General features: G+C 48.5%; 18 protein-coding genes. All 18 read right to left on the bottom strand.

Going from position 1 to position 20,726, the window contains the following annotated elements; translation table 11 throughout:
- Positions 1-4 precede the first annotated feature (4 nt).
- Positions 5-964, bottom strand: coding sequence for a methionyl-tRNA formyltransferase (fmt, locus tag ACS5WU_RS01515; protein ID WP_302760204.1), 960 nt, complete (start codon positions 962-964; stop codon positions 5-7).
- Complete coding sequence (gene def / locus ACS5WU_RS01510; RefSeq protein ID WP_046442963.1) at positions 948-1,433, bottom strand: peptide deformylase; 486 nt, start codon at positions 1,431-1,433, stop codon at positions 948-950. Before def ends, fmt begins: the two co-directional genes overlap by 17 nt.
- 11 nt (positions 1,434-1,444) lie before the next feature.
- Positions 1,445-3,664, bottom strand: coding sequence for a replication restart helicase PriA (gene priA, locus ACS5WU_RS01505; RefSeq protein ID WP_465088898.1), 2,220 nt, complete (start codon positions 3,662-3,664; stop codon positions 1,445-1,447).
- A gap of 57 nt (positions 3,665-3,721) precedes the next feature.
- The gene (coaBC, locus tag ACS5WU_RS01500) at positions 3,722-4,912 is read right to left on the bottom strand and encodes a bifunctional phosphopantothenoylcysteine decarboxylase/phosphopantothenate--cysteine ligase CoaBC (RefSeq protein ID WP_302760206.1); all 1,191 of its coding nucleotides are present in this window, start codon (positions 4,910-4,912) and stop codon (positions 3,722-3,724) included.
- Between the two features lie 2 nt (positions 4,913-4,914).
- Entirely contained in the window at positions 4,915-5,121 is a 207-nt protein-coding gene (rpoZ, locus tag ACS5WU_RS01495; protein ID WP_046442966.1) for a DNA-directed RNA polymerase subunit omega, read from the bottom strand.
- Between the two features lie 27 nt (positions 5,122-5,148).
- Positions 5,149-5,709: a guanylate kinase gene (gene gmk, locus ACS5WU_RS01490; RefSeq protein WP_156415061.1), complete on the bottom strand. Its 561-nt coding sequence runs from the start codon at positions 5,707-5,709 to the stop codon at positions 5,149-5,151.
- Between the two features lie 13 nt (positions 5,710-5,722).
- Positions 5,723-5,986: an extracellular matrix/biofilm regulator RemA gene (gene remA, locus ACS5WU_RS01485; RefSeq protein ID WP_046442968.1), complete on the bottom strand. Its 264-nt coding sequence runs from the start codon at positions 5,984-5,986 to the stop codon at positions 5,723-5,725.
- A 13-nt stretch (positions 5,987-5,999) separates the two neighbouring features.
- The gene (locus ACS5WU_RS01480; RefSeq protein ID WP_160295594.1) at positions 6,000-6,866 is read right to left on the bottom strand and encodes a YicC/YloC family endoribonuclease; all 867 of its coding nucleotides are present in this window, start codon (positions 6,864-6,866) and stop codon (positions 6,000-6,002) included.
- Between the two features lie 67 nt (positions 6,867-6,933).
- Positions 6,934-7,932 (bottom strand): AIR synthase family protein, encoded by a 999-nt coding sequence (locus ACS5WU_RS01475; protein WP_302760207.1) that lies wholly within the window; start codon positions 7,930-7,932, stop codon positions 6,934-6,936.
- Positions 7,929-9,356, bottom strand: coding sequence for an Asp-tRNA(Asn)/Glu-tRNA(Gln) amidotransferase subunit GatB (gatB, locus tag ACS5WU_RS01470; protein WP_302760208.1), 1,428 nt, complete (start codon positions 9,354-9,356; stop codon positions 7,929-7,931). The genes ACS5WU_RS01475 and gatB overlap by 4 nt, the downstream gene beginning before the upstream one ends.
- A gap of 13 nt (positions 9,357-9,369) precedes the next feature.
- Positions 9,370-10,824, bottom strand: coding sequence for an Asp-tRNA(Asn)/Glu-tRNA(Gln) amidotransferase subunit GatA (gatA, locus tag ACS5WU_RS01465; RefSeq protein WP_046442972.1), 1,455 nt, complete (start codon positions 10,822-10,824; stop codon positions 9,370-9,372).
- Between the two features lie 8 nt (positions 10,825-10,832).
- Complete coding sequence (gene gatC / locus ACS5WU_RS01460) at positions 10,833-11,120, bottom strand: Asp-tRNA(Asn)/Glu-tRNA(Gln) amidotransferase subunit GatC (RefSeq protein WP_046442973.1); 288 nt, start codon at positions 11,118-11,120, stop codon at positions 10,833-10,835.
- 114 nt (positions 11,121-11,234) lie between these two features.
- Complete coding sequence (locus ACS5WU_RS01455) at positions 11,235-11,627, bottom strand: C-GCAxxG-C-C family (seleno)protein (protein WP_046442974.1); 393 nt, start codon at positions 11,625-11,627, stop codon at positions 11,235-11,237.
- Positions 11,628-11,652: 25 nt separating this feature from the next.
- Positions 11,653-13,617: an NAD-dependent DNA ligase LigA gene (ligA, locus tag ACS5WU_RS01450; protein WP_465088897.1), complete on the bottom strand. Its 1,965-nt coding sequence runs from the start codon at positions 13,615-13,617 to the stop codon at positions 11,653-11,655.
- Between the two features lie 12 nt (positions 13,618-13,629).
- On the bottom strand, positions 13,630-15,813 hold the full coding sequence (locus ACS5WU_RS01445) for an ATP-dependent helicase (RefSeq protein WP_302760210.1): 2,184 nt from the start codon (positions 15,811-15,813) through the stop codon (positions 13,630-13,632).
- Complete coding sequence (locus tag ACS5WU_RS01440; RefSeq protein ID WP_046442977.1) at positions 15,810-16,112, bottom strand: YerC/YecD family TrpR-related protein; 303 nt, start codon at positions 16,110-16,112, stop codon at positions 15,810-15,812. Before ACS5WU_RS01440 ends, ACS5WU_RS01445 begins: the two co-directional genes overlap by 4 nt.
- Before the next feature lie 119 nt (positions 16,113-16,231).
- Positions 16,232-18,673, bottom strand: coding sequence for a DNA gyrase subunit A (gene gyrA / locus ACS5WU_RS01435; protein WP_302760211.1), 2,442 nt, complete (start codon positions 18,671-18,673; stop codon positions 16,232-16,234).
- Positions 18,654-20,627, bottom strand: a complete 1,974-nt coding sequence (locus tag ACS5WU_RS01430; protein WP_046442978.1) for a DNA gyrase/topoisomerase IV subunit B — start codon at positions 20,625-20,627, stop codon at positions 18,654-18,656. The genes gyrA and ACS5WU_RS01430 overlap by 20 nt, the downstream gene beginning before the upstream one ends.
- Positions 20,628-20,726 lie beyond the last annotated feature (99 nt).

Genomic DNA, 20,726 nt, shown 5'->3' with positions numbered 1-20,726 from the left:
TAATCTATTCTCCATGTTTGTTGGTAAAAATGTAACCTTCTTCAACCTTTTTTCCGCGCAGGCTGTCTTTTGCCGCCATACGGCGCGCCCCCTGCCGCTGCATTTCCTCGATCACAATTATTCCGTCCTTTGCGCTGATGCCAAGCCCCTGCTTATCATTTGCAAAAAGTACGCTGCCACAGGGCTTTCCTGTCTCCCCATTTTGTATACTGACATGAAAAACCTTGATCTTTTCTTCCCCATACATCATGTAAGCACCCGGCGCAGGGTTCGTTCCGCGCACAAAGTCATAAATTTTCTCACAGGTCATTTCAAAATCAATTTCTCCAAAGCCTTTTTTAAACATTGGAAAATATGTTGCATCTTCTTCCCTTTGCGGCGTACGCACGAGCGTACCTGCTTCAAGCTTTTGCAGCGTGCGTTCGAGCACCTCCGCCCCAAGCGCGCTCAGCTCCCTGTAGAGCTCTCCCGCAGTCATGTCGTTTGGGATCGAAATACCCTGCTGCTCCAGAATATCGCCTGCGTCAAGCGCAAGCACCGTATACATTGTGGTAACGCCCGTTTCTTTTTCCCCATTGATGATCGCCCACTGGATCGGCGCAGCTCCACGCAGCTTTGGAAGCAGCGAAGCGTGCACATTAATACAACCATATTGCGGTATCGCAAGAATCTCTTCGGTCAGAATATGTCCGAATGCCGCCGTTACCAGAAGGTCTGGTTTTAAATCCCTGATTGCCTGTACGCCCTCCGGCACGCGCACCTTCTCAAACTGGTATACCGGAATACCCTGCTCCTGTGCCAGCACCTTTACAGGAGGAGGCGTCATCTTATGCCCGCGTCCGGCTTTCCTGTCCGGCTGCGTAAATACGCCTACGACATTATATTGCTGCTCAACCAGCATCTTTAAAGCGGGAACGGCAAAATCCGGCGTCCCCATAAAAACAATCCTAGAGTTCCGGTTCATCTTCCCTGTTATCCTCATTCACTTCCACGCGTTCAACCATTTTGTCGGTAAACAATATTCCATCGAGATGATCGATCTCATGCGCGAAAGCGCGCGCAAGAAGCTCTTCCCCCACATATTCGCGTTCTTCTCCATTGCGGTCAAGCGCCCTGACCGTCACCTTTGCAGGCCGAATCACATAGCCTGCGTCATCCGGCAGGGAAAGACAGCCTTCCTCTTCACGTTGTTGGCCTTCCGTATGCACAATTACCGGGTTAATCAGTTCTATCAGCCCCTCGCCCACATCGATTACCACCACGCGCCGCAAAACGCCTACCTGTGGAGCCGCAAGCCCAACGCCCCGCGCTTCATACATCGTTTGCGCCATATCATCCAGCAAATCGAGGATGCGCTTATTGATCGCAGTCACCTCGCGCGAATGTTTTCTCAATCTCGGATTATCGTTTAGTAAAATTGTTCTTGTTGCCATAGCAGCCTCCGTTACGCCATGTTTGCCGGATTGATATCGATTCCGGTCAATACACCTTCATATTTCATACGATTAAACGTCTTAAAAATTTCGTCAATCATCTTTTTGTCGTCGTTTTTCAAATGGATCAATATCTGGTAACGTTCCATATTCTTGATGCGTTTGATCGCCGATTCCGACGCCCTGATACTTATTATATCATTTTTATGCGGCAATAACACAGTTTTTAATTGACGGATAAAATCTTTCACCGCACTGATTACAAGCGTTTCCTTCTCCCCTGAAAACTGTATTTGCAGGTAGATGGAGAAAGGCGGCAGCTTGGCCATTTCCCTCATTGCAATTTCTTCCCGGTAAAAGCCCTCGTAATCATGATATTTGGCGTATTGGATCGCATAGTGCATGGGATTATAGGTTTGTAAAATCACAGTCCCCGGTTCCTTTCGCCCCGCACGCCCTGCAATCTGCGTGATGTGGCAAAAGGTACGTTCCGCACTGCGGAAGTCCGGGATATTGAGCATCGTATCCGCAGCGAGTACTGCCGAAAGCGTCACATCCTTAAAGTCAAAACCCTTTGTAATCATCTGCGTACCAAGCAGAATATCCGCCTCGTGCGCCGCAAACTTCTCAAACAAACGCAGATGCGCGTCCTTTGTCGCCATTGTGTCAAGGTCCATACGCAATATACGCGCCTGCGGGAAAAGCTGCTTTACCTGCTCTTCAATTTGCTGCGTCCCGGTACCAAAATACTTCAGATGCGGCTTGCCGCACTCCGGGCAAGTCGTCTCCGGCGTTTTTGTCCTGCCGCAATAATGACATTTCAAAATATCCTGTGACTTATGATAAGTCATTGTGACATCGCAGCTGTCGCATTTCACCACATATCCGCAGGAACGGCACATCACAAATGTGGAATACCCCCTGCGGTTTAAAAACAACATGGCCTGCTTTCCAACCTGCAGCGTACGTTCGAGTTCATCGTAAAGCCTGCCGCTGATTGCCGTACGGTTTCCCTGCTTCAGCTCATCGCACATATCCACGATCTCAACAGCCGGGAGCTGCAAATCAAAGAGCCTGTTGGGCATCTTTAAAATTTTATATTCCCCCTGCTGCGCCCTGTAATAGGTATCTACCTGTGGAGTAGCGCTGCCCAAAATCAAGATTGCGTCCTGGAGCTCGCAACGCTTCCGTGCAATTTCATGCGCGGTATATTTGGGATAATTATCCGCTTTATAGCTGGTTTCGTGCTCCTCGTCAATGATGATTGCACCGATATCTTCGAGCGGTGCAAATACAGCGGAACGCGCTCCAAGCACGATTCTGGCCTGTCCCCGCTTAACCTTCATCCATTCATCGAAACGTTCTCCTGCCGAAAGCCCGGAATGAAACACCGCAATTTCCTCATCGAACCGGCGCTTCAAAAACTGATAGGTCTGCGGTGTAAGCGATATTTCCGGCACCAGCAAGATCGCTGTTTTTCCTTTTGCAAGGCAATCCCTTATTACCCGAATATAGATTTCTGTTTTTCCGCTGCCCGTTACCCCGTGCAACAAAAAACGCTTATTCTCATTTTCCAGTATTTCATCCAGCACCTGTTTTTGCTTTTCCGTCAGCTCAAAATCAGGCGTACGCTCCACCTGCTTTTCAAACGGCCGGCGCGAAACCTCAACGCCAACTACTTTGACCACGCCCTTTTTTTCGAGGGACTTTACAGCCGACGCATTCAGGTTTGAAAGAGGCGTATCTCCATATTTTTTCAGGTGTTCAATTACCTCAAGCTGCCGTGGGAACTTCACGGCGCCGTCCTTTTTTTTAAGCGCTCCCTCAGCCTCTGATAAAGCGTTTCCTCCAAGCTCAAGCTTCACCTGGTTCTGCATTTTTGCCGCAATCCTGCCGCCTCTCACCTGTGCGGGCAGCATAAAACGCAACGCACTCGCAAGGGTTACGTTATACTTTTCTTTGATAAATTCCGCAAGGGTAATCTGCTCCTGCGTCAGCGCGCAAAAATCATCAAGCGGGCGTAATACATGCTTAATCTTTTCCGGCGGATATTCCGCAGTTTCCGTAAGGCCAATTACGACGCCCTCCGTCTCTCCCATTTTTCCAAACGGCACGGCTACCCGCATTCCCGGCATGATATTCATTTGTTCCGGTATCCGATATTCAAACACCTTGTCCACTTGTGTGTGTGAGATATCGACAATCACGTTTGCGTACAATAAAACCTCCACGTCCTAAAAAAGCGTACCAGGTACGCTCTTTCGTCTCGTGTTTATAACTGAAACTCCCTACTGCCGGTTATCACTGATAATCTCCATTATAATTTTATCCGCCAAATTACGTTTGCTGTCGCGCTCAAAATGAATCGCTCCTCCGCTTCGCTTATAAATCGAGACGGCATTGTACTCGCTGTCAAACCCTGCATCCAAGCCGGATACATCGTTTGCAATAATCATATCGAGATTCTTGCGGGACAGTTTGTCTTTTGCGTATCCTTCCAGATTCTGCGTTTCCGCTGCAAAGCCCGCAAGATAAGCGCTCTTATTCTTTCCAAGCTCGGACAGGATGTCCTTTGTTTTCTCCAGCTCAATCGTAAGGCTGTTCTGCTTTTTCATCTTATGCTCCGCACATTTTACAGGCGCATAATCCGCAACGGCAGCGCACATAATGATAATATCCGCTTTTTGCCGCAGCTCCATCACCTGCTCATACATTTGCGCTGCACTCTGTACCGGATATAAGGACACATCCCGCGGCACGGGTATTGCAACCGGACCGGAAACAAGATGTACTTCCGCCCCATGCCGCATCGCGCTTTCCGCAAGCGCATAGCCCATCTTTCCGGAAGAACGGTTCGTCAAATACCGTACCGGATCAATCGCTTCACGTGTCGGCCCCGCGGTGATCAATACCTTTTTTCCGGCAAGCTCACTCTTTTTTTTTAATACTTCTTCAACCGCGGCAAGAATTTCCTGCGGTTCGCGCATTCGTCCCTGTCCTGTGTCCCCACAGGCAAGCTCTCCCGCCTCTGGTGCGATAATAAAAAATCCCCTGTCACGCAGTATCTGCAAATTCACCTGCGTTGCAATATTCTCATACATTGCCGTGTTCATCGCCGGTGCGACAAAAACCGGGCACTTGCATGCAAGCAGTGTCGTCGTCAGCATATTATCCGCAATGCCGCACGCAAGCTTTGCAATCGTGTTTGCCGAAGCAGGCGCAACAATGGCAAGCTCCGCTTTCTTTGCAAGCGTAATATGCTCCACTTCCCACGGTTTTTCCCGCGAGAATAAATCTGTCGTCACCGCATTTTTACTGAGCGTTTCAAAAGTAAGCGGCGTAACAAAACGGGCGGCAGCCTCTGTCATAACAACATCCACTTTCGCTCCCGCTTTTTTCAGCATGCTTGTAAGATTTGCGCTCTTGTAGGCTGCGATTCCGCCTGTCACGCCCAAAAGGACGTTTTTTCCTTTTAACATTTCTATTTGATTCCGTCTGTTACCCTGATGTAAGTTACCTTATCCTTCAACACTTCGTCAACAGCCTGCGATACCGGATTCTTATCTGCCGGCTCCGTGAGAGGCTGCGCCCCGTCAATCAACTGACGCGCACGTTTTGCCGTTTCCACTACCAGCGTGTATCTGCAGTCCACCTTGGAAAGCAAGTCGTTCAACTCCAAATGTATCATAAAATAAAACCTCCGTTTTTCTCTTCCTTAACTATTCTGTATGATGCTGCGGATTTCCTCCACAGCGGTCATTAAATCATCGTTTACCACTTTATATCCATAACGGTCTGCATAAGCCATTTCAGCCTTTGCCTTTCCAAACCGTTTTGCGATCTGCTCTTCCGTTTCCGTCCCCCGTCCACGAAGGCGTTCCAGCAATATTTCCTCCGACGGCGGAAGAATAAATATCATCATTGCCTGCGGATAATTTTCCTTCACCTGCACCGCTCCCTGCACGTCGATTTCCAGAATAACGTTTTTGCCCTGGCTCAATTTGTTGAGCACATATTCCTTTGGCGTGCCATAGCAGCATCCAAATACGTCCGCATATTCCAGAAATGCGTTCTCATCGATCATTTTACGGAATTGCTCAGGCGTTTTAAAAAAATAATTTACGCCTTCGCGCTCCTGCCCGCGCGGTTTCCTGGTGGTGCACGAAATCGAAAGCTCGTAGGAACCATCCTTCAAAAGCTGCTCCACAATCGTTCCTTTTCCCGCACCGGAAGGGCCGGAAATAATAATCAGTTTCCCTGTTTTTTGCTCACTCATTCTTCGCCTGTCCTCAATCGTCAGAATCGTCGTTGTCTTTCGTAATGATCCTGTTGGCGACTGTCTCCGGCTGAACTGCCGATAAGATCACATGATCGCTGTCCATGATCACGACTGCGCGCGTACGCCTTCCATAAGTGGCGTCAATGAGCCTGCCCTTTGCGCGTGCTTCCGAGATGATCCTTTTGATCGGCGCCGACTCCGGACTCACAATCGCGACCAGTCTGCTTGCCGAAGCAATGTTGCCAAATCCTATATTGATAAGCTTGATAGCCATATGATCTTTCTCCTCACTCGATATTTTGTATTTGTTCCCTTATTTTCTCAATCTCGCCTTTGCCGGCGATCACCCGTTTTAATATTTCATTATCCTGCGTTTTGGAACCAATCGTGTTAAATTCCCTGTTGAGCTCCTGCACAATGAAATCCATATTCCTGCCCTGCGACGTATTTTCCTCCGCCGCCGCTTTGAACTGTTTTACATGGCTTTTGATACGCACAAGCTCTTCTGTAATATTACAACGGTCGGCGTAAAACGCCACCTCCTGCGCAAGCCTTTGCTCGTCAACGTCTGCTCCGTCGAGTATTTCCTGTAACCGCTCTTTCAGCTTGGCTTTATACTCCGTGACGACAACATCTTCTTTTGACTCGATTTCCCTTGCATAGGCCAGAATCGTATCAAGCCGTGCTATGATATCCCCCTTAAGCTGTGCCCCCTCCTTTTCCCTGGAGGCGGTAAGCTCTGCAAGTGCCGCGTCAAGGTTGGTATACAACAGGGTTTTCAAAGCCTGCTCGTCTGAATTTTCGTCCTCATAGGTAACCGCATCCGGCAGCCGCATCAGCTGCGAAACCGTTACATCGTTTTCGATACCGGTGCCTTCGGTGATCTCCCGCGCCGCCTGCAAATATGCTGTAACAAGAGGCATATCCACAATGACCTTTTTCGCGTCGATCCGCTCCGAAGAATAATAGATAAAGACATCCACCCTGCCGCGCGACAGGTGCTTCTTTAAATATTTACGGACTTCATCCTCTAAAAACATCATAAACCGCGGCTCACGGATACTGATATCCAAAAAGCGGTGATTTACCGTTTTGATTTCCACCCGCAGTTTCCTGCCGTCTATCGCGATCTCGCTTTTACCAAAGCCAGTCATGCTTTTCAATGCGCGCATACCTCGTTTTCAAAATCATTGCATATTATTATATCATACAATATCAGCGTTATAAAGCATCTCTTTCCAGGACTTTGTACAGTTCGTCCGCCTGATAAGGCGTAAGCGGTTTTTTCCCGCCGGAAGAGATATCGTATACGCCCCGCTCTGTCACTTTTCCAATCACCGTAGCCATAATCCCGTTCTTTATAAGACGCTCCGCCACGCGTTGTCCGTCTTTCGCGGATATCATCATACTACCGCTTGAAATAAGTCCATAAATATCCAGACCGTATTTTTCACAGATTTTCTTTGTGACGGATAGCACCGGCACCTTTGAAAAATCGATCGACGCGCCTGTCCCTGAAGCTTCGCTCATCTCGCATACCGCCCCAAGCACGCCGCCCTCGGTAATGTCGTGCATCGCGCTTACGCCGTCGATCCCTGCCGCAAAGGTACCGTCCCGTACAACGCTCAGCGATTCTTTTATCATTTTCAGTTCGTCTTCATCTTCCCCTGTGAGCATTCCCCGAAGCTCTTCCCTGTATTCGCTCGCGATGATCGCCGTACCTTCCAGCCCGGCATATTTTGTCATAATGAGGTCGTCCCCCACCTTCATGTCAGCAGTTTTAAACATTTTACCGGGAATCACCGGCTTTCCGATCATCGCAACAGAAACCACCAGACGTGAAACGCTGTCCGTAACCTCCGTATGACCGCCAATGATATCGATTCCAAGGCTTCCCGCTGTTTCCGTAAGCTGCGCCATAATCTTTTTGATCTGCTCTTCCACCGCACACGGCGGAATCAGTAGAGTCGTCAGCGCAGCGATTGGAACTGCGCCCGCCGCTGCAATATCGTTTGCGTTGATGTGGATTGCAAGCGTGCCCGTCTGCTCGCCGCCCGCGGTGATCGGATCCGTAGAAACCACGCAAAGGTCGCTGCCCACGCGCACAGCGCAACAATCCTCTCCCACGCCCGCGCCTACGACGGTTTCAGAATTTTTTGGCGTAATTTTATTGATAACAAGCTCCTGCAACTTTGCGTTTGTCAGCTTTCCCTGTTTCATGCCTTGTCAAGCTCCGCCTTTACAAGTTCGTTTACCGTTTTTGGATTTGCTTTTCCTTTTGTGGCTTTCATTACCTGGCCGACAAAAAAAGTCATTGCCTTTGCATTACCGCCTTTGTAATCTGCAACCGGCTTTGGATTGTCTTTTATAATCTGCTGAACCATCGTAAGGATTTCATCCGCGTTATCAATCTGTTTGAGTCCATTATCTTCCACAATTTGCGCAGGTTTTTTACCCGTCTTGAACATTTCCTCAAACACCTGTTTTCCCACGCTGGAATTGATCACACCATCCGCCACAAGCTTTAACAGATCGGTAAAATCCTGCGGCGAAACCGGGATGTTCTCCGGCTCAATGTTATTTTCCTTCATAAGCCGCGCAAGGTCTACCATAATATAATTGCTGATTGCCTTGGGCTCGTTATAGAGCGCCACACTTTCCTCGAACAGCTTTGCGGTATACTTGGACATCGTAAGAATCCCCGCGTCGTATTCCGGCAAGCCAAACTCCGATACATAGCGCTCACGCTTTGCAGCCGGAAGCTCAGGCAGCGAAGCTTTGATTTCCGCAATATGCTCATCCGTCAAATAGACCGGCACGAGGTCAGGATCCGGGAAATACCTGTAGTCATGCGCTTCCTCTTTATCACGCATTGAAAACGTCTTTCCTTTTGCGTCGTCCCAGCGGCGTGTTTCCTGCACAATGCTTCCACCGTCCTCGATTACCTCAATATGGCGCTTCGCCTCATATTCGATTGCACGCTGCGCCGCCGATATACTGTTGATGTTTTTCAGTTCAGTACGCGTGCCAAACGTCGTTTCGCCCTCCGGCCTTACTGAAATATTTACGTCGCAGCGCATCGATCCTTCTTCCATCTTGCAGTCCGATACGCCAATATATTCCATATTTGCCTTTACCGTATCAAGAAACGCCTTTACCTGCGCCGCATTCCGAAAATCCGGTTCCGTGACGATCTCCATCAGCGGCACGCCGCCGCGGTTATAGTCCACAAGGCTTTCCGTTCCCTGGTGCACAAGCTTTCCCGCATCCTCCTCGATATGGATGCGCGTAATACCTATCGTATGCTTTTCCCCATCCACATCCAGCTCAACCTCCCCGCGCGAACAAAGCGGAAAATCGAACTGGGAAATCTGGTATGCCTTTGCAAGGTCCGGATAAAAATATCCCTTCCTGTCAAGCTTGGAATAATTTGGTATCTCACAATTTAAGGATAACCCGGCGCGTACGCCGTATTCCACCGCCTGCATGTTCAAAACCGGCAGCGTTCCCGGCATGGAAAGGCATACCGGACAAACGTTCGTATTCGGTTCCGAGCCGAATTTATTTTTGCAGGCGCAGAAAATTTTTGTTTCCGTAGCCATCTCAACATGAACTTCAAGCCCAATCACTGTTTCGTATTTCATTGCATTCTCTCCATCATAATGTCGGTTTCCGGTCAAATTTCACTGCCTGCTCAAAATGATAGGCTGCACGGAACATCGTGTTTTCGTCAAACGCCTTCGCAATGATCTGCACCGAAACGGGCAAACCTTCCTTTGTAACGCCTGACGGCAGCGAAATAGCTGTTACGCCCGCAATATTCACCGGCACCGTAAACAAATCGTTCAGATACATTTCAAGCGGATTGGATTTCGCGCCTACCTGAAACGCCGGCGAGGGTGCGGTTGGCGAAATCAGAACGTCGTATTTTTCGAACAGACGTTCAAAATCGTTTTTGATCAATGTTTTTACCTTGAGCGCTTTCAGGTAATAAGCATCGTAATAACCCGAGCTCAAAACATAATTGCCCAGCATAATCCGGCGCTTTGTCTCGTCTCCAAACCCCTCGGAACGTGTGTTTTTATACATCTGTTTCAAATCGTCGTATTGCTCTGTGCGGTACCCATAGCGTATCCCGTCAAAACGCGAAAGATTCGACGCGACCTCCGCAGAAGCAATGACATAGTATGCGGAAAGCGCATAATCAAAGGTAGGAAGCGATGTTTCCTCAACAACCGCACCCATATCCTCAAAAAGTTTGATCGCATCAAGGTAGGATTGCTTCACCTCAGGATCAATCTCCTGCTGTAAATATTCTTTTGGAATACCTACTCTCAGGCCTTTAACGTCCTGCTTCATACCTTCGCCATAATGCGGATATTCCATAATTGCAGAGGTGGAGTCCTTTTTATCGTTGCCCGCAATGATATCCATCACAAAGGCGGAATCCTCAACATTTTTGGTCAATGGCCCGATCTGGTCGAGAGATGAGGCAAACGCCATCAGCCCAAACCGCGATACAGTCCCATAGGTGGGCTTTAGTCCAACCACACCGCAAAATGCCGCAGGCTGCCGGACCGAGCCGCCCGTATCTGATCCAAGCGCGAATATCGCTTCATCCGCCGCAACGCAAGCCGCACTGCCGCCCGAAGAGCCGCCCGGCACGCGTGTCGTATCCCACGGATTCTTTGTCACACCGTAATAAGAAGTTTCTGTAGAAGAGCCCATTGCAAATTCATCCATATTTGCCTTTGCAAGCATTACATAGTCTTCGGCCTTCAGTTTTTCAATTACAGTTGCGTCATATACCGGCTTATAATTATAAAGCATCTTGGAGGATGCCGTCGATAGCACCCCCTTTGTGCACATATTATCCTTAATTATGGTTGGAATCCCCGCAAGCCTGCCAAGTTTTTCTCCCCTTGCGCGTTTTTCATCCACACGTTTCGCTGTTTCCAGCGCTTGCTCCGCGCACACTGTCACGAGTGCATTTATCTGCGGCTCCACCGCCTCAATTCTGTCGATACAGGCCTGCGTCAGCTCTGCAGACGATATTTCCTTTTTGTCAAGCAGCTCCGCAGCCTGCTTTATGTTCAGTTCCCTGAGTTCCATAGCCCCTCCTAGTCCACTACCTTTGGCACGACAAAGCATCCGTCTTCCCGTTCCGGTGCATTTTTGAGCATATCATCCCGCTCCCAAACTTTCCCGGGTATGTCTTCGCGTACGACGTTTTGCTGTTTTAAAATATAGCTCGTCGGTTCCACGCCTTCCGTATCCAGCTCATTGAGCTTTTCAGCGTGCGCGAGGATTTCATCCAGGTTTTTTTGCAGCATTTGTTTTTTTTCATCTGTAAGGCTGAGCATCGAAAGCGATGCGATTTTTTCTACTTCTTCTATTGTGACGCGCATATTCTTTCCATCCTTTTCCCAAATTCATATAATCATATATTATATCATAAATCTGTTTTGCCGTGAACAATATTGCAAGTAAAAAAGGAATGATCAACGCCATTCCCTTTGCCATTATTTTTCCATGATCGGCTCCAGTATTTCAGCCGCACCCTCCACAGCTTTCCAGCACCGCGTTTCTTTGGAAAATTGATTCTTGCGTACCTCTTTACATAAAGTGTGCCCAAAACGTTCCTCAAATCCCTTCATCATTTCCCTGCATTTCGGGCCAAGCGTTTCGCTTTCATGTGCAATCGTTTTTACTTCCTTTGCGCTGATTGCGCCCATAGCCCCGCTAACAGCGCCGCAAACGCTCCCGCACTGCATTCCCGCTCCAAAGCATCCATAGGATTTCAAACCGGCTTCATTGATACCAAGGTCATACACGTCGTTTGCCGCGCGAATGATTGCCTCAGCACAGTTGTAATCCTTGTCATTGTAGTATTCCTTTGCTTTTTCCTTTAACATACCCGTTCCTCCATTTATGATACCGTTATGCCTGTGCCATCCGGCTGAATTCATCCTCGCTGACAACCGTAACGCCAAGCGCCTGCGCCTTTTCAAGCTTGCTTCCCGCACTCTCGCCCGCCACGACATAATCTGTTTTTTTACTGACCGATGAACTCGTTTTTCCCCCCAGACTTTCAATCAATTCCTGCGCCTGCTTGCGCGTAAACTGCGTAAGCGTTCCGGTAAGGACAAACGTTTTGCCTTCAAACAGGCCTCCCTGCCTGATTCCCTCATCCTCCTGCGGAACGATTCCCGCGTCGAATAATTCCTGCACTACACGCATATAATTTTCGTTTGCAAAAAAGTCGATCAGGTCGTTTGCCACAACGTCACCTATATCGTTTATGGCGATCAATTCGTCGTACGTCGCATTCTTAATACCTTCGTAGGTATGGAACGTCCTCGCGAGATCCTTTGCCGTCTTTTTCCCAACGTTTGAAATCCCAAGCGCATAAATAAAGTTTGCAAGCGGCGGATGTTTACTCGCCTCAATCGCGGAAATAATGTTACCTGCACGCTTATCCTTAAATCCTTCCTGCTCCAAAAGCTGCTCTCTTGTTACAGAGTAAATCGCCGCAATATCCTTAATGTCCATTTTTTCAAATAGAAGGCCTATCGTTTTTTCGCTCAGGTTTTCAATATCCATCGCATCACGCGAAACAAAATGCACCATACGCGACGTAAGCTGCGGCTTGCAGTTCAGGGAGTTTGGGCAATAAAGATTCGGTCCGATTTCTTCAAGCTTCGTACCGCAGGCCGGGCAAAACTCCGGCTTTTCGATTGGAACCAGCCCGCCGTCCTGCACGGGCGTTGCGCCAAGGATTTCAGGAATCACGTCGTTGGAACGGCGGATGAATACCTTCGCCCCCACAGCTGCCCTCTTGCGAAGGATATCCTCATAATTGTTGAGTGTCGCCCTCCTGATCGTAGCGCCCGAAAGCTCCACAGGTTCAAGATGCGCAAGCGGGGTAAGTTTTCCTGTGCGTCCCACATCCCAGGTCACATCAAGTATCTTTGTGGTCATTTCTTCTGCGGCAAACTTATAGGCGATCGCCCATCTTGGAAATTTCTGCGTATACCCAAGCGCCTCGCGCGTTCTGAAATCCGTCAGCTTGATTACCATCCCGTCGATCAGAAAATCAAGCCCTCCACGTGTTTCCTCAACATCGTCCACTGCTTTTTTGATGTCCGCAACGTCAGAAAATATCTTTTCGTATGTGCTTACATTGAATTTGTTTTCCCGCAGGAAATCGAGCATTTCACTGTGGTTCTGAAATTCCTTTCCTTCGATATAGCCGACATTGTAAATAAACGCATCCAGATGCCGTTTCGCAGTTTGCGCCGGATCGAGGTTACGAATAGCCCCCGCAGCCGCATTACGCGCGTTCTTTAACGGTTCCTCTGCGGTTTTGTTATATTCCTCCAAAACAGAGAGGCGCATGATCGCCTCCCCCTGAACCTCCATTTTGCCCTTAAAATCAATTTTAAGTGGGATAGACTGTATCGTTTTGACCTGTGCAGTCACATCTTCCCCCACTATTCCATTTCCACGCGTCGCCGCACCCGCAAGGAATCCATCCTCATAGGTAAGGTTGATCGTCAGTCCGTCAAACTTATATTCCAGCGAATAGCTTGCCTTTGGCAGGCCAAGCTGCTCGATCTGTTTGTTGGTTCGTTCCTGCCACAGTATAACGTCCTGAACGCTTTGTGCCTTATCCAGGCTCCACAAGGGCGCGAGATGCACGTGCTTACGAAAGCCCTCCAGCAGCTTGCCGCCCACGCGCTGCGTGGGAGAATCGCTTTCTGTTACGCCCGTTTCCTTTTCAAGCATAACAAGCTCATCATACAGGCGGTCATACTCCACATCCGCCACAGCCGGATCGTCCAGTACATAATACCGGTAGGCGTAGTCATTCAGTTTGTCGATGAGTTCTCTCATGCGTTCCATCGCGCATCCTGCCTATTTCAAAATTTTCAGCGAAGCAAATGCCAAAAACATCTTCTTTTCGCCAACCTCATAAAAGTCGACGACCGCGACGCGCGAATCGCCTTCTCCCATGATTGTCTTTACCTTGCCACGTCCGAATGTCTTATGCTCAACCACAGTTCCAATCTGATAATCCCCGCTCACCTTCTGTGGCTTGCTCTTTTCCAGATTGAAACCGCCTCCGGAAAAGAAAGTTGGCTTTGACTGCGTCTGCTGCGCCGCAATCACCGGTTTTTGCTTTTTGCCGATGCGGTTGAGCATATCTTCGTCAATCTCATCTAAAAAACGTGACTGTACGGACGGCTGCATCCGTCCATAAAGCGTCCTGACATTTGAATGCAGCAGGTACAGCCTTTCCTTTGCACGCGTCACCGCCACATAACAGAGCCTGCGTTCTTCCTCCACATTATCCTCGTCAATCGCCCTTTGGCTTGGAAAGATATTCTCATCCATCCCTGCCACAAACACTGCGTCAAACTCCAACCCCTTTGCCGCGTGCATGGTCATCAGCGTCACACCGCCCTGGTCGTCCATGCTGTCAAGGTCCGTAATAAGCGCAATATTCTGTAAAAAGCCCTCCAGGGAAGCATCCTCGTCAGCATCATAGGTATATGCGGAGTTAATCAGCTCCGCAACGTTCTCCATACGAGCTTCCGCCTCCGGTGTCTGCTCTGCCTCCAGCATCGCTTTATATCCCGAAACCTCATAGACTTGCTCCAATATCTCATGTACTGCCTTTTCTTCCCTGCCTTCGGTCATTTTTTCATAAAGCGCGGCAAATTCGTTCGCCTTCTTTATAAGCGCTTTATCCGTAAGCAAAACATTTGCGTTTTGCATCACATCAAGGATTGGGATATCGTTATAAGCCGCCGCTTCTGTCAGCATCGTGATTTTTGCCCCGCCAATCGCGCGCTTGGGCGTATTGATGATACGTAACAACTGCAGGTCTGCCGCAGGATTGGCAATAATATTGAGGTAAGCCACCATGTCCTTGATTTCTTTGCGTTCGTAAAAGCTGATCCCCCCGTAAATCCTGTAAGGAATCGCATAAAGGCGCAGCTTTTCCTCGAGAATCCTCGAAAGCGTATGGATGCGGTACAAAATCGCCATATCGGAATAGCGCATTCCCTCATCTGAAAGCCGCTGTATTTCCCTTGCTATGGTTTCAGCTTCCTCAAACTCGCTGTTCGCCGTATAAAGGACAGGTTTATCTCCCTTATCGATATCGCTCCAAAGCGTCTTCCCCTTACGCCCTTCATTGTTTTTGATCACACAGTTTGCAACGTTCAGAATTTTTTTATCCGACCTGTAATTCTGCTCCAGCCGGATCACAGTCGCCCCCGGAAAATCCTTTTCAAATTCAAGGATATTCCTGATATTCGCGCCTCGAAACGCATAAATAGACTGATCGTCGTCACCCACCACAAAGATATTTCCATATCCTTCGGAAAGTATTTTGATCAGCTTATACTGAACCATATTGGTGTCCTGATATTCGTCTACCAGGATATACCTGAATTTCCTCTGGTAATAATCGCGCGCTTCCTCATCCGTTTCCAAAAGCCTCAGGGTGTTGAGAAGCAGGTCGTCGAAATCCATGGCGTTCTGCCGGCGCAATTCCTGCGTGTATTCTTCAAAGATCGCTTCTGCGTGATCCGCGACAAAAGGATTTTTTTCTTCCGCATATTGATCGAAATCAAGCGTCGTACTGTCATTTTTATACTTGCTGATGAGGTTTTTCATATATCGGTCCGAATATGACTTATTCTCCTTAAGCCCCATCTTTTCCAGTATTTTTTTCATCAGGCGCAGCGTATCGTCCGTGTCATAAATCAGGAAATTTCTGGTATACCCTATTTTCTGCGCATACCGCCGCAGCATCCGCACACACATTGCGTGAAAGGTGCTGATCCACATATCCCGCATATCCACGTCCACAACGCCTGAAATACGTTCGCGCATTTCCTGCGCCGCTTTGTTGGTAAATGTAATTGCGAGTATTTGCCACGGCGCAACTCTTTTTTCGTTGATCAGGTAGGCCACACGCTCTGTAAGAACGCGTGTTTTACCGCTTCCCGCGCCCGCAAGAACAAGTACGGCTCCCGTGATCGTCTCCACCGCTTTCTGCTGTCTTTCATTTAATCCGTGCAACGTCATTCTCCCTGCTGTTTTTTATTTCGTTTGAGCACCATCTGGTATCCGCCTGTACCATAATTAAGGCACTTGTTTACACGCGAGATTGTGGCGGTAGAGGCTCCTGTTTTATCTGCAATGGCATGGCAGGTCGTTTTATCTGCCAGCATTTGTGCAACCTTATAGCGCTGCCCAATCGCAGACAACTCCGCAACCGTGCACAGGTCCTCAAAAAACAGGTAACATTCCTCTTCGTTTTTAAGCGAAAGGATCGCCTCAAACAGCGCGTCAAGTTCTTTGGATTTCAATTTCGATTCGAACAATTTAAAACACCTCTCAATGCAAAAATGCAGGTATTGTCATACACCTACATTTTAACACATTACTACGCGAAAAAAAACTACAACTCTTTCTCAAGTAGCTGAAAAAGCAAAATCAATTATTATTCAAAAATATTTTTATAAAGCTTCACGACGTCATTTCCCATAAGCGCCAGTACCACCTGTTCTCCCTTTGTGTTTCTGGCATCCACAGGAACGTCATCCGTTTTGATTTTATGCAATTCGCCTGATTTCTGGACGCTTGTTACCATGCAGATTTTCTCTATAAGCAGCGCGCCCACAACATCTTTTCCAGTCGCCTCCGTAAGCTGATAGGATTTCAATCCCTTTCCATTCCTTCCCTGTTCGTCAAACTCAGCGATTGGCGTGAGCTTAGCATAGCCCTTTTCCGTCATCAACAAAACGTTTCCATCCTGACCGTTCTGAATCTGTTCCGCAAAAACGACACGCGAATGCTTTCCAAGCTTGATTGCGCCAACTCCCTTGCCGCTTCTTCCCATAACAGAAACCTCGCTCTTGCGGATGTTGATCGACATGCCGTCCGAAGTGATGAAAAGCATATTATCCTGCTCTGCCTCCGAAGGCTTTGCATAAATCAATTCGTCGCCGTCCTTTAAGCCGCACGCCATGATTTTGGATTTTTTGACGTCGAACTCTTCCATCTGCGTCGCTTTGACAAGGCCTCCCCGCGTTGCAAAATACATCAGTCCCTTTGCAAAATCGTTTTTGGTTATAATATTTAATATCTCTTCTCCCTGGTCAAGTCCGCTCACAAGAGCATTCAGGGATTTTCCTGCTTCCTTCATCCGTGCCTCCGGGATAGATGAAACAGGGAGCATAAGCATATTGCCTTTATTGGTAAAGACGTAAATCTTACTTGCCGTATCGGTGGGCACAAGGAATACAGGCTGCAGCTTTTCTTCGAGTTCTTCAGCTTCCATCCCTTTCTGCAACGCCTTTTGTGACATTCGTTTCAGATTTCCGGCACGCGTCATGAGTATTGTGCATTCCTCGACGACAACAAATTCGCTCTCGTCCACTTCAATCTGCGCATGCTCTTCCTTCATCAGCTGGGTACGGCGCTTGTCTGCATATTTATCTTTGATAGCCGTCAGTTCTTCTTTAATAACCTCAAGCAGCTTCGTTTCCGATCCAAGGATGGAGCGCAGGTATTTGATCAACGCAACGACTTCCTTATATTCATTTTCCAGCAGTTCTACTTCGAGATTGGTCAGCCGTGCAAGACGCATATCGAGTATCGCCTGCGCCTGAACGCCGGTCAGGTTGAATTCCTTCATCAGGCTGCGCTTAGCTTCCTCTGTATTTTTTGAAGCACGGATGATCTTGATCACGCGGTCAATATTTTTGACGGCAATAATAAGCCCAAGCAGAATATGTTCACGTTTCTCCGCCCGCTCAAGGTCGAATTGGGTTCTACGCGTAATTACATTTTTCTGGTGCTTGATGTAATAGTCAATAATCTTCAAAAGCCCGAGCTGCTTGGGCGCTCCGTCTGCAATCACCATCATATTGATGCCAAATGTTGTCTGCAGATCCGTATATTTATAAAGAAGATTTAATATTTTTTCCGGATCGTGCCCTTTACGAACCTCGATTACGGCGCGTACGCCTTCCCTGTCAGATTCATCGCGAATATCCGCGATCCCCGCGAAAATTTCTTTTTTATTTTCGCTGACCGACAGAATCTTTTCGAGCATTGCCGATTTCTTAACCTCGTAAGGAATTTCCGTCACTACGATCAGGTTTTTTCCGGAGGTCGTTTTCTCTATATGTGCCTTCGCACGAATATAAATCTTGCCCTTGCCTGTTTCGTAGGCCTGCTTCAGCCCGTCGCCCTCGAGCAGATATCCGCCCGTCGGGAAGTCCGGAGCTTTGATGTGCTTCATCACATCCTCCAAAGAGCAATCCGGATGTTCGATGCGCTCTGTAACGCCGCCGATCACCTCGCCAAGGTTGTGCGGCGGCACGTTTGTTGCAAGACCTACAGCGATCCCGGAAGATCCATTCACAAGCAGATTTGGGTAACGTGACGGAAGCATGTCCGGTTCACGTTCCGTATCGTCAAAGTTTGGACGGAACGATACCGTATCCTTATTCAAATCCCGCAGCATTTCAAGCGCCAGCGGCGAAAGCCTCGCCTCTGTGTAACGCATTGCAGCCGCGCTGTCGCCGTCCATAGAGCCAAAATTGCCGTGTCCATCCACAAGCGGCATTCGCATTGCATACGGCTGTGCGAGGCGTACCATTGCGTCGTAAACGCTGGTATCGCCATGCGGATGGTATTTGCCAAGCGCTTCCCCGACAATCCTTGCCGATTTCTTAAATGGCTTGTCCGGAAGGATGCCAAGGTCGTACATCGTATACAAAATACGGCGCTGCACCGGCTTAAGCCCGTCCTCCACGCGTGGCAGGGCCCGTTCAAGCGTTACATATTCGGCATACGTCATAAAAGAGGTGTGCATAACCTCGCCCAGCGCCGCATCTATGATCTCTTCGTTAAAATCAATTTGCTTCGTTTTCATGCTGCACCACCTCAAAATTATCCTGTTTGTTGAAATTTGCGTGTTCCGCGATATACTGCTTGCGCGGTTCCACATTATCGCCCATCAGCGTAGATACTATTTGCTCCACATCCGCGAGATCCTCGATTGTCACGCGGATCAGCGAACGTTTTTCCGGGTTCATGGTCGTTTCCCAAAGCTGCTCCGGATTCATTTCTCCCAATCCCTTATATCGCTGCACCGTATAACCCCGTCCGATCTCGCTTTTTGCTTTTTCCAGCTGCTCGTCATTGTAGGCATATAACGTCTTGTTTCCCTTGGCAATTTTAAAGAGCGGCGGACGGCCAATGTAAAGATGCCCGTCCGTAATCAGATCCTTGAAATACCGATAGAAAAAGGTAATCAAAATGGTACGGATATGCCCGCCGTCCTGGTCCGCGTCCGCAAGGATAATTACCTTGTTATACTTAATATTTTCGAGCTGAAAGCTATCGTCAAAGCCAGCGCCAAGCGCCGTAATAATCGAACGAAACTCTTCGTTGGCAAGCACCTGGTCAATTCGTTTTTTCTCCACGTTGAGTGGCTTGCCCCGCAACGGCAGAATAGCCTGGAACCGCCTGTCGCGTCCCTGCTTCGCGCTTCCTCCGGCACTGTCGCCCTCAACGATAAATAGTTCATTGAGCTCAGCTTTACGCCCCGTACAGGCGGAAAGCTTGCCGACAAGCGGCGAATTCTCAAGCTTGTTCTTTGCCCGCTCCATTTTCTTCGCTTTACGCGCCGCGTCGCGCACCCGCGCCGCGCCGATTGCCTTTTCCAGTATTTTGGTACATATCTGGGTATTGTTGAGGTCGGACATAAAAGCGGAAAGTTTTTCCGTTACAACCGCTTCCACCGCTACGCGCGCTTCCGCATTGCCAAGCTTTGTCTTCGTCTGCCCTTCAAACTGTACGTTCTTCATCTTAATATTCACAACCGCGCAAAGCCCTTCGCGGAAGTCGTCGCCTGTAAGATTGGCTTCCTTTTCTTTCAGCAGGTTATTGCTGCGCGCATAATCGTTCATTACCTTTGTGATCGCGGTCTTAAAGCCAGTTTCGTGCATTCCGCCCTCGGTGGTCGGAATATTATTGACATAAGAGAAAATACTCTCCGTATAGCTTGAATTATATTGCATCGCAATACTCACAATAATTCCATTTCTCTGTCCTTCAAGCAAAATCGGAGCCGCATGGAGCGGCGTCTTATCCTTATTCAGGTACAGGACAAAATCAACGATTCCCCCCGTATATTCAAATGTTTCCTTTTTCGGCCTGCCGCCCGCAAGCTGGCGTTCGTCGATGAGCGTAATATGCAGCCCTTTGGTCAGAAATGCAAGCTCCCTGAGCCTTCTTCTGATTACGTCGTATTGGAAATCAATATTATCAAAAATCGAATCGTCCGCAAGGAAGGTGATCTTCGAACCTTTTTTCTTTGTCTCGCCAATCTCCTTCAGCGCCCCAACAGGCTTCCCAACCTGCATTTTGCCCTTTGCATCCGTTTCAGATACATATTTCTGGTAAAAAACCTTTCCGTTTTGATAAACCTCCACCGTAAGCCATCTCGAAAGAGCGTTCACCACCGACGCGCCTACGCCATGCAACCCACCGGAATAAGCATAGTTTTCATTGTTAAATTTTCCGCCTGCGTGTAATTGTGTGAAAACAACCTCGACACCGGATACCTTCAGCTCCGGATGAAGCCCCGTTGGGATTCCCCTTCCGTTGTCCTCCACCGATATGGAATTATCCGGATGAATCGTCACCGTAAGCTTATCCGCAAAACCGTTTGCCGCTTCGTCGATTCCATTGTCCACAATCTCCCATAACAGATGATGCAATCCCTTTGAACTTGTTGTGCCGATATACATTCCCGGGCGCCGCCTGACCGCGTCAAGTCCTTCCAGCACCTGTATATCGCCTGCCGTATATGTCTTTGACATTATGTTTCCTCCACAATATTATGTATACATACTGTATTATTATATAACACACCACTAAATATGGCAATCAAAAAAGGACGGTGATTTTACTCCCCGTCC

The organism is Christensenella sp. KGMB01412, assembly GCF_055522415.1.
Note: the sequence above shows the minus strand (reverse complement) of the source record. Positions and strands in the feature narration are given on the sequence as shown.

Bases quoted from the DNA above. Each gene is read 5' to 3' on its own strand.
- ACS5WU_RS01430 (WP_046442978.1), bottom strand. From the start codon at position 20,627: ATGTCAAAGACATATACGGCAGGCGATATACAGGTGCTGGAAGGACTT.
- fmt (WP_302760204.1), bottom strand. From the start codon at position 964: ATGAACCGGAACTCTAGGATTGTTTTTATGGGGACGCCGGATTTTGCC.
- coaBC (WP_302760206.1), bottom strand. From the start codon at position 4,912: ATGTTAAAAGGAAAAAACGTCCTTTTGGGCGTGACAGGCGGAATCGCA.
- gmk (WP_156415061.1), bottom strand. From the start codon at position 5,709: ATGAGTGAGCAAAAAACAGGGAAACTGATTATTATTTCCGGCCCTTCC.
- remA (WP_046442968.1), bottom strand. From the start codon at position 5,986: ATGGCTATCAAGCTTATCAATATAGGATTTGGCAACATTGCTTCGGCA.
- gatA (WP_046442972.1), bottom strand. From the start codon at position 10,824: ATGGAACTCAGGGAACTGAACATAAAGCAGGCTGCGGAGCTGCTTGAC.
- gyrA (WP_302760211.1), bottom strand. From the start codon at position 18,673: ATGAAAACGAAGCAAATTGATTTTAACGAAGAGATCATAGATGCGGCG.
- ACS5WU_RS01445 (WP_302760210.1), bottom strand. From the start codon at position 15,813: ATGACGTTGCACGGATTAAATGAAAGACAGCAGAAAGCGGTGGAGACG.
- gatC (WP_046442973.1), bottom strand. From the start codon at position 11,120: ATGCGCGTCACAATAGAAGAAGTAGAAAAAATCGCATCGCTTTCGATG.
- gatB (WP_302760208.1), bottom strand. From the start codon at position 9,356: ATGAAATACGAAACAGTGATTGGGCTTGAAGTTCATGTTGAGATGGCT.
- ACS5WU_RS01480 (WP_160295594.1), bottom strand. From the start codon at position 6,866: ATGACTGGCTTTGGTAAAAGCGAGATCGCGATAGACGGCAGGAAACTG.
- ACS5WU_RS01455 (WP_046442974.1), bottom strand. From the start codon at position 11,627: ATGTTAAAGGAAAAAGCAAAGGAATACTACAATGACAAGGATTACAAC.
- ligA (WP_465088897.1), bottom strand. From the start codon at position 13,617: ATGGAACGCATGAGAGAACTCATCGACAAACTGAATGACTACGCCTAC.
- def (WP_046442963.1), bottom strand. From the start codon at position 1,433: ATGGCAACAAGAACAATTTTACTAAACGATAATCCGAGATTGAGAAAA.
- ACS5WU_RS01475 (WP_302760207.1), bottom strand. From the start codon at position 7,932: ATGAAACAGGGAAAGCTGACAAACGCAAAGTTGCAGGAGCTTGTTATC.
- rpoZ (WP_046442966.1), bottom strand. From the start codon at position 5,121: ATGATACATTTGGAGTTGAACGACTTGCTTTCCAAGGTGGACTGCAGA.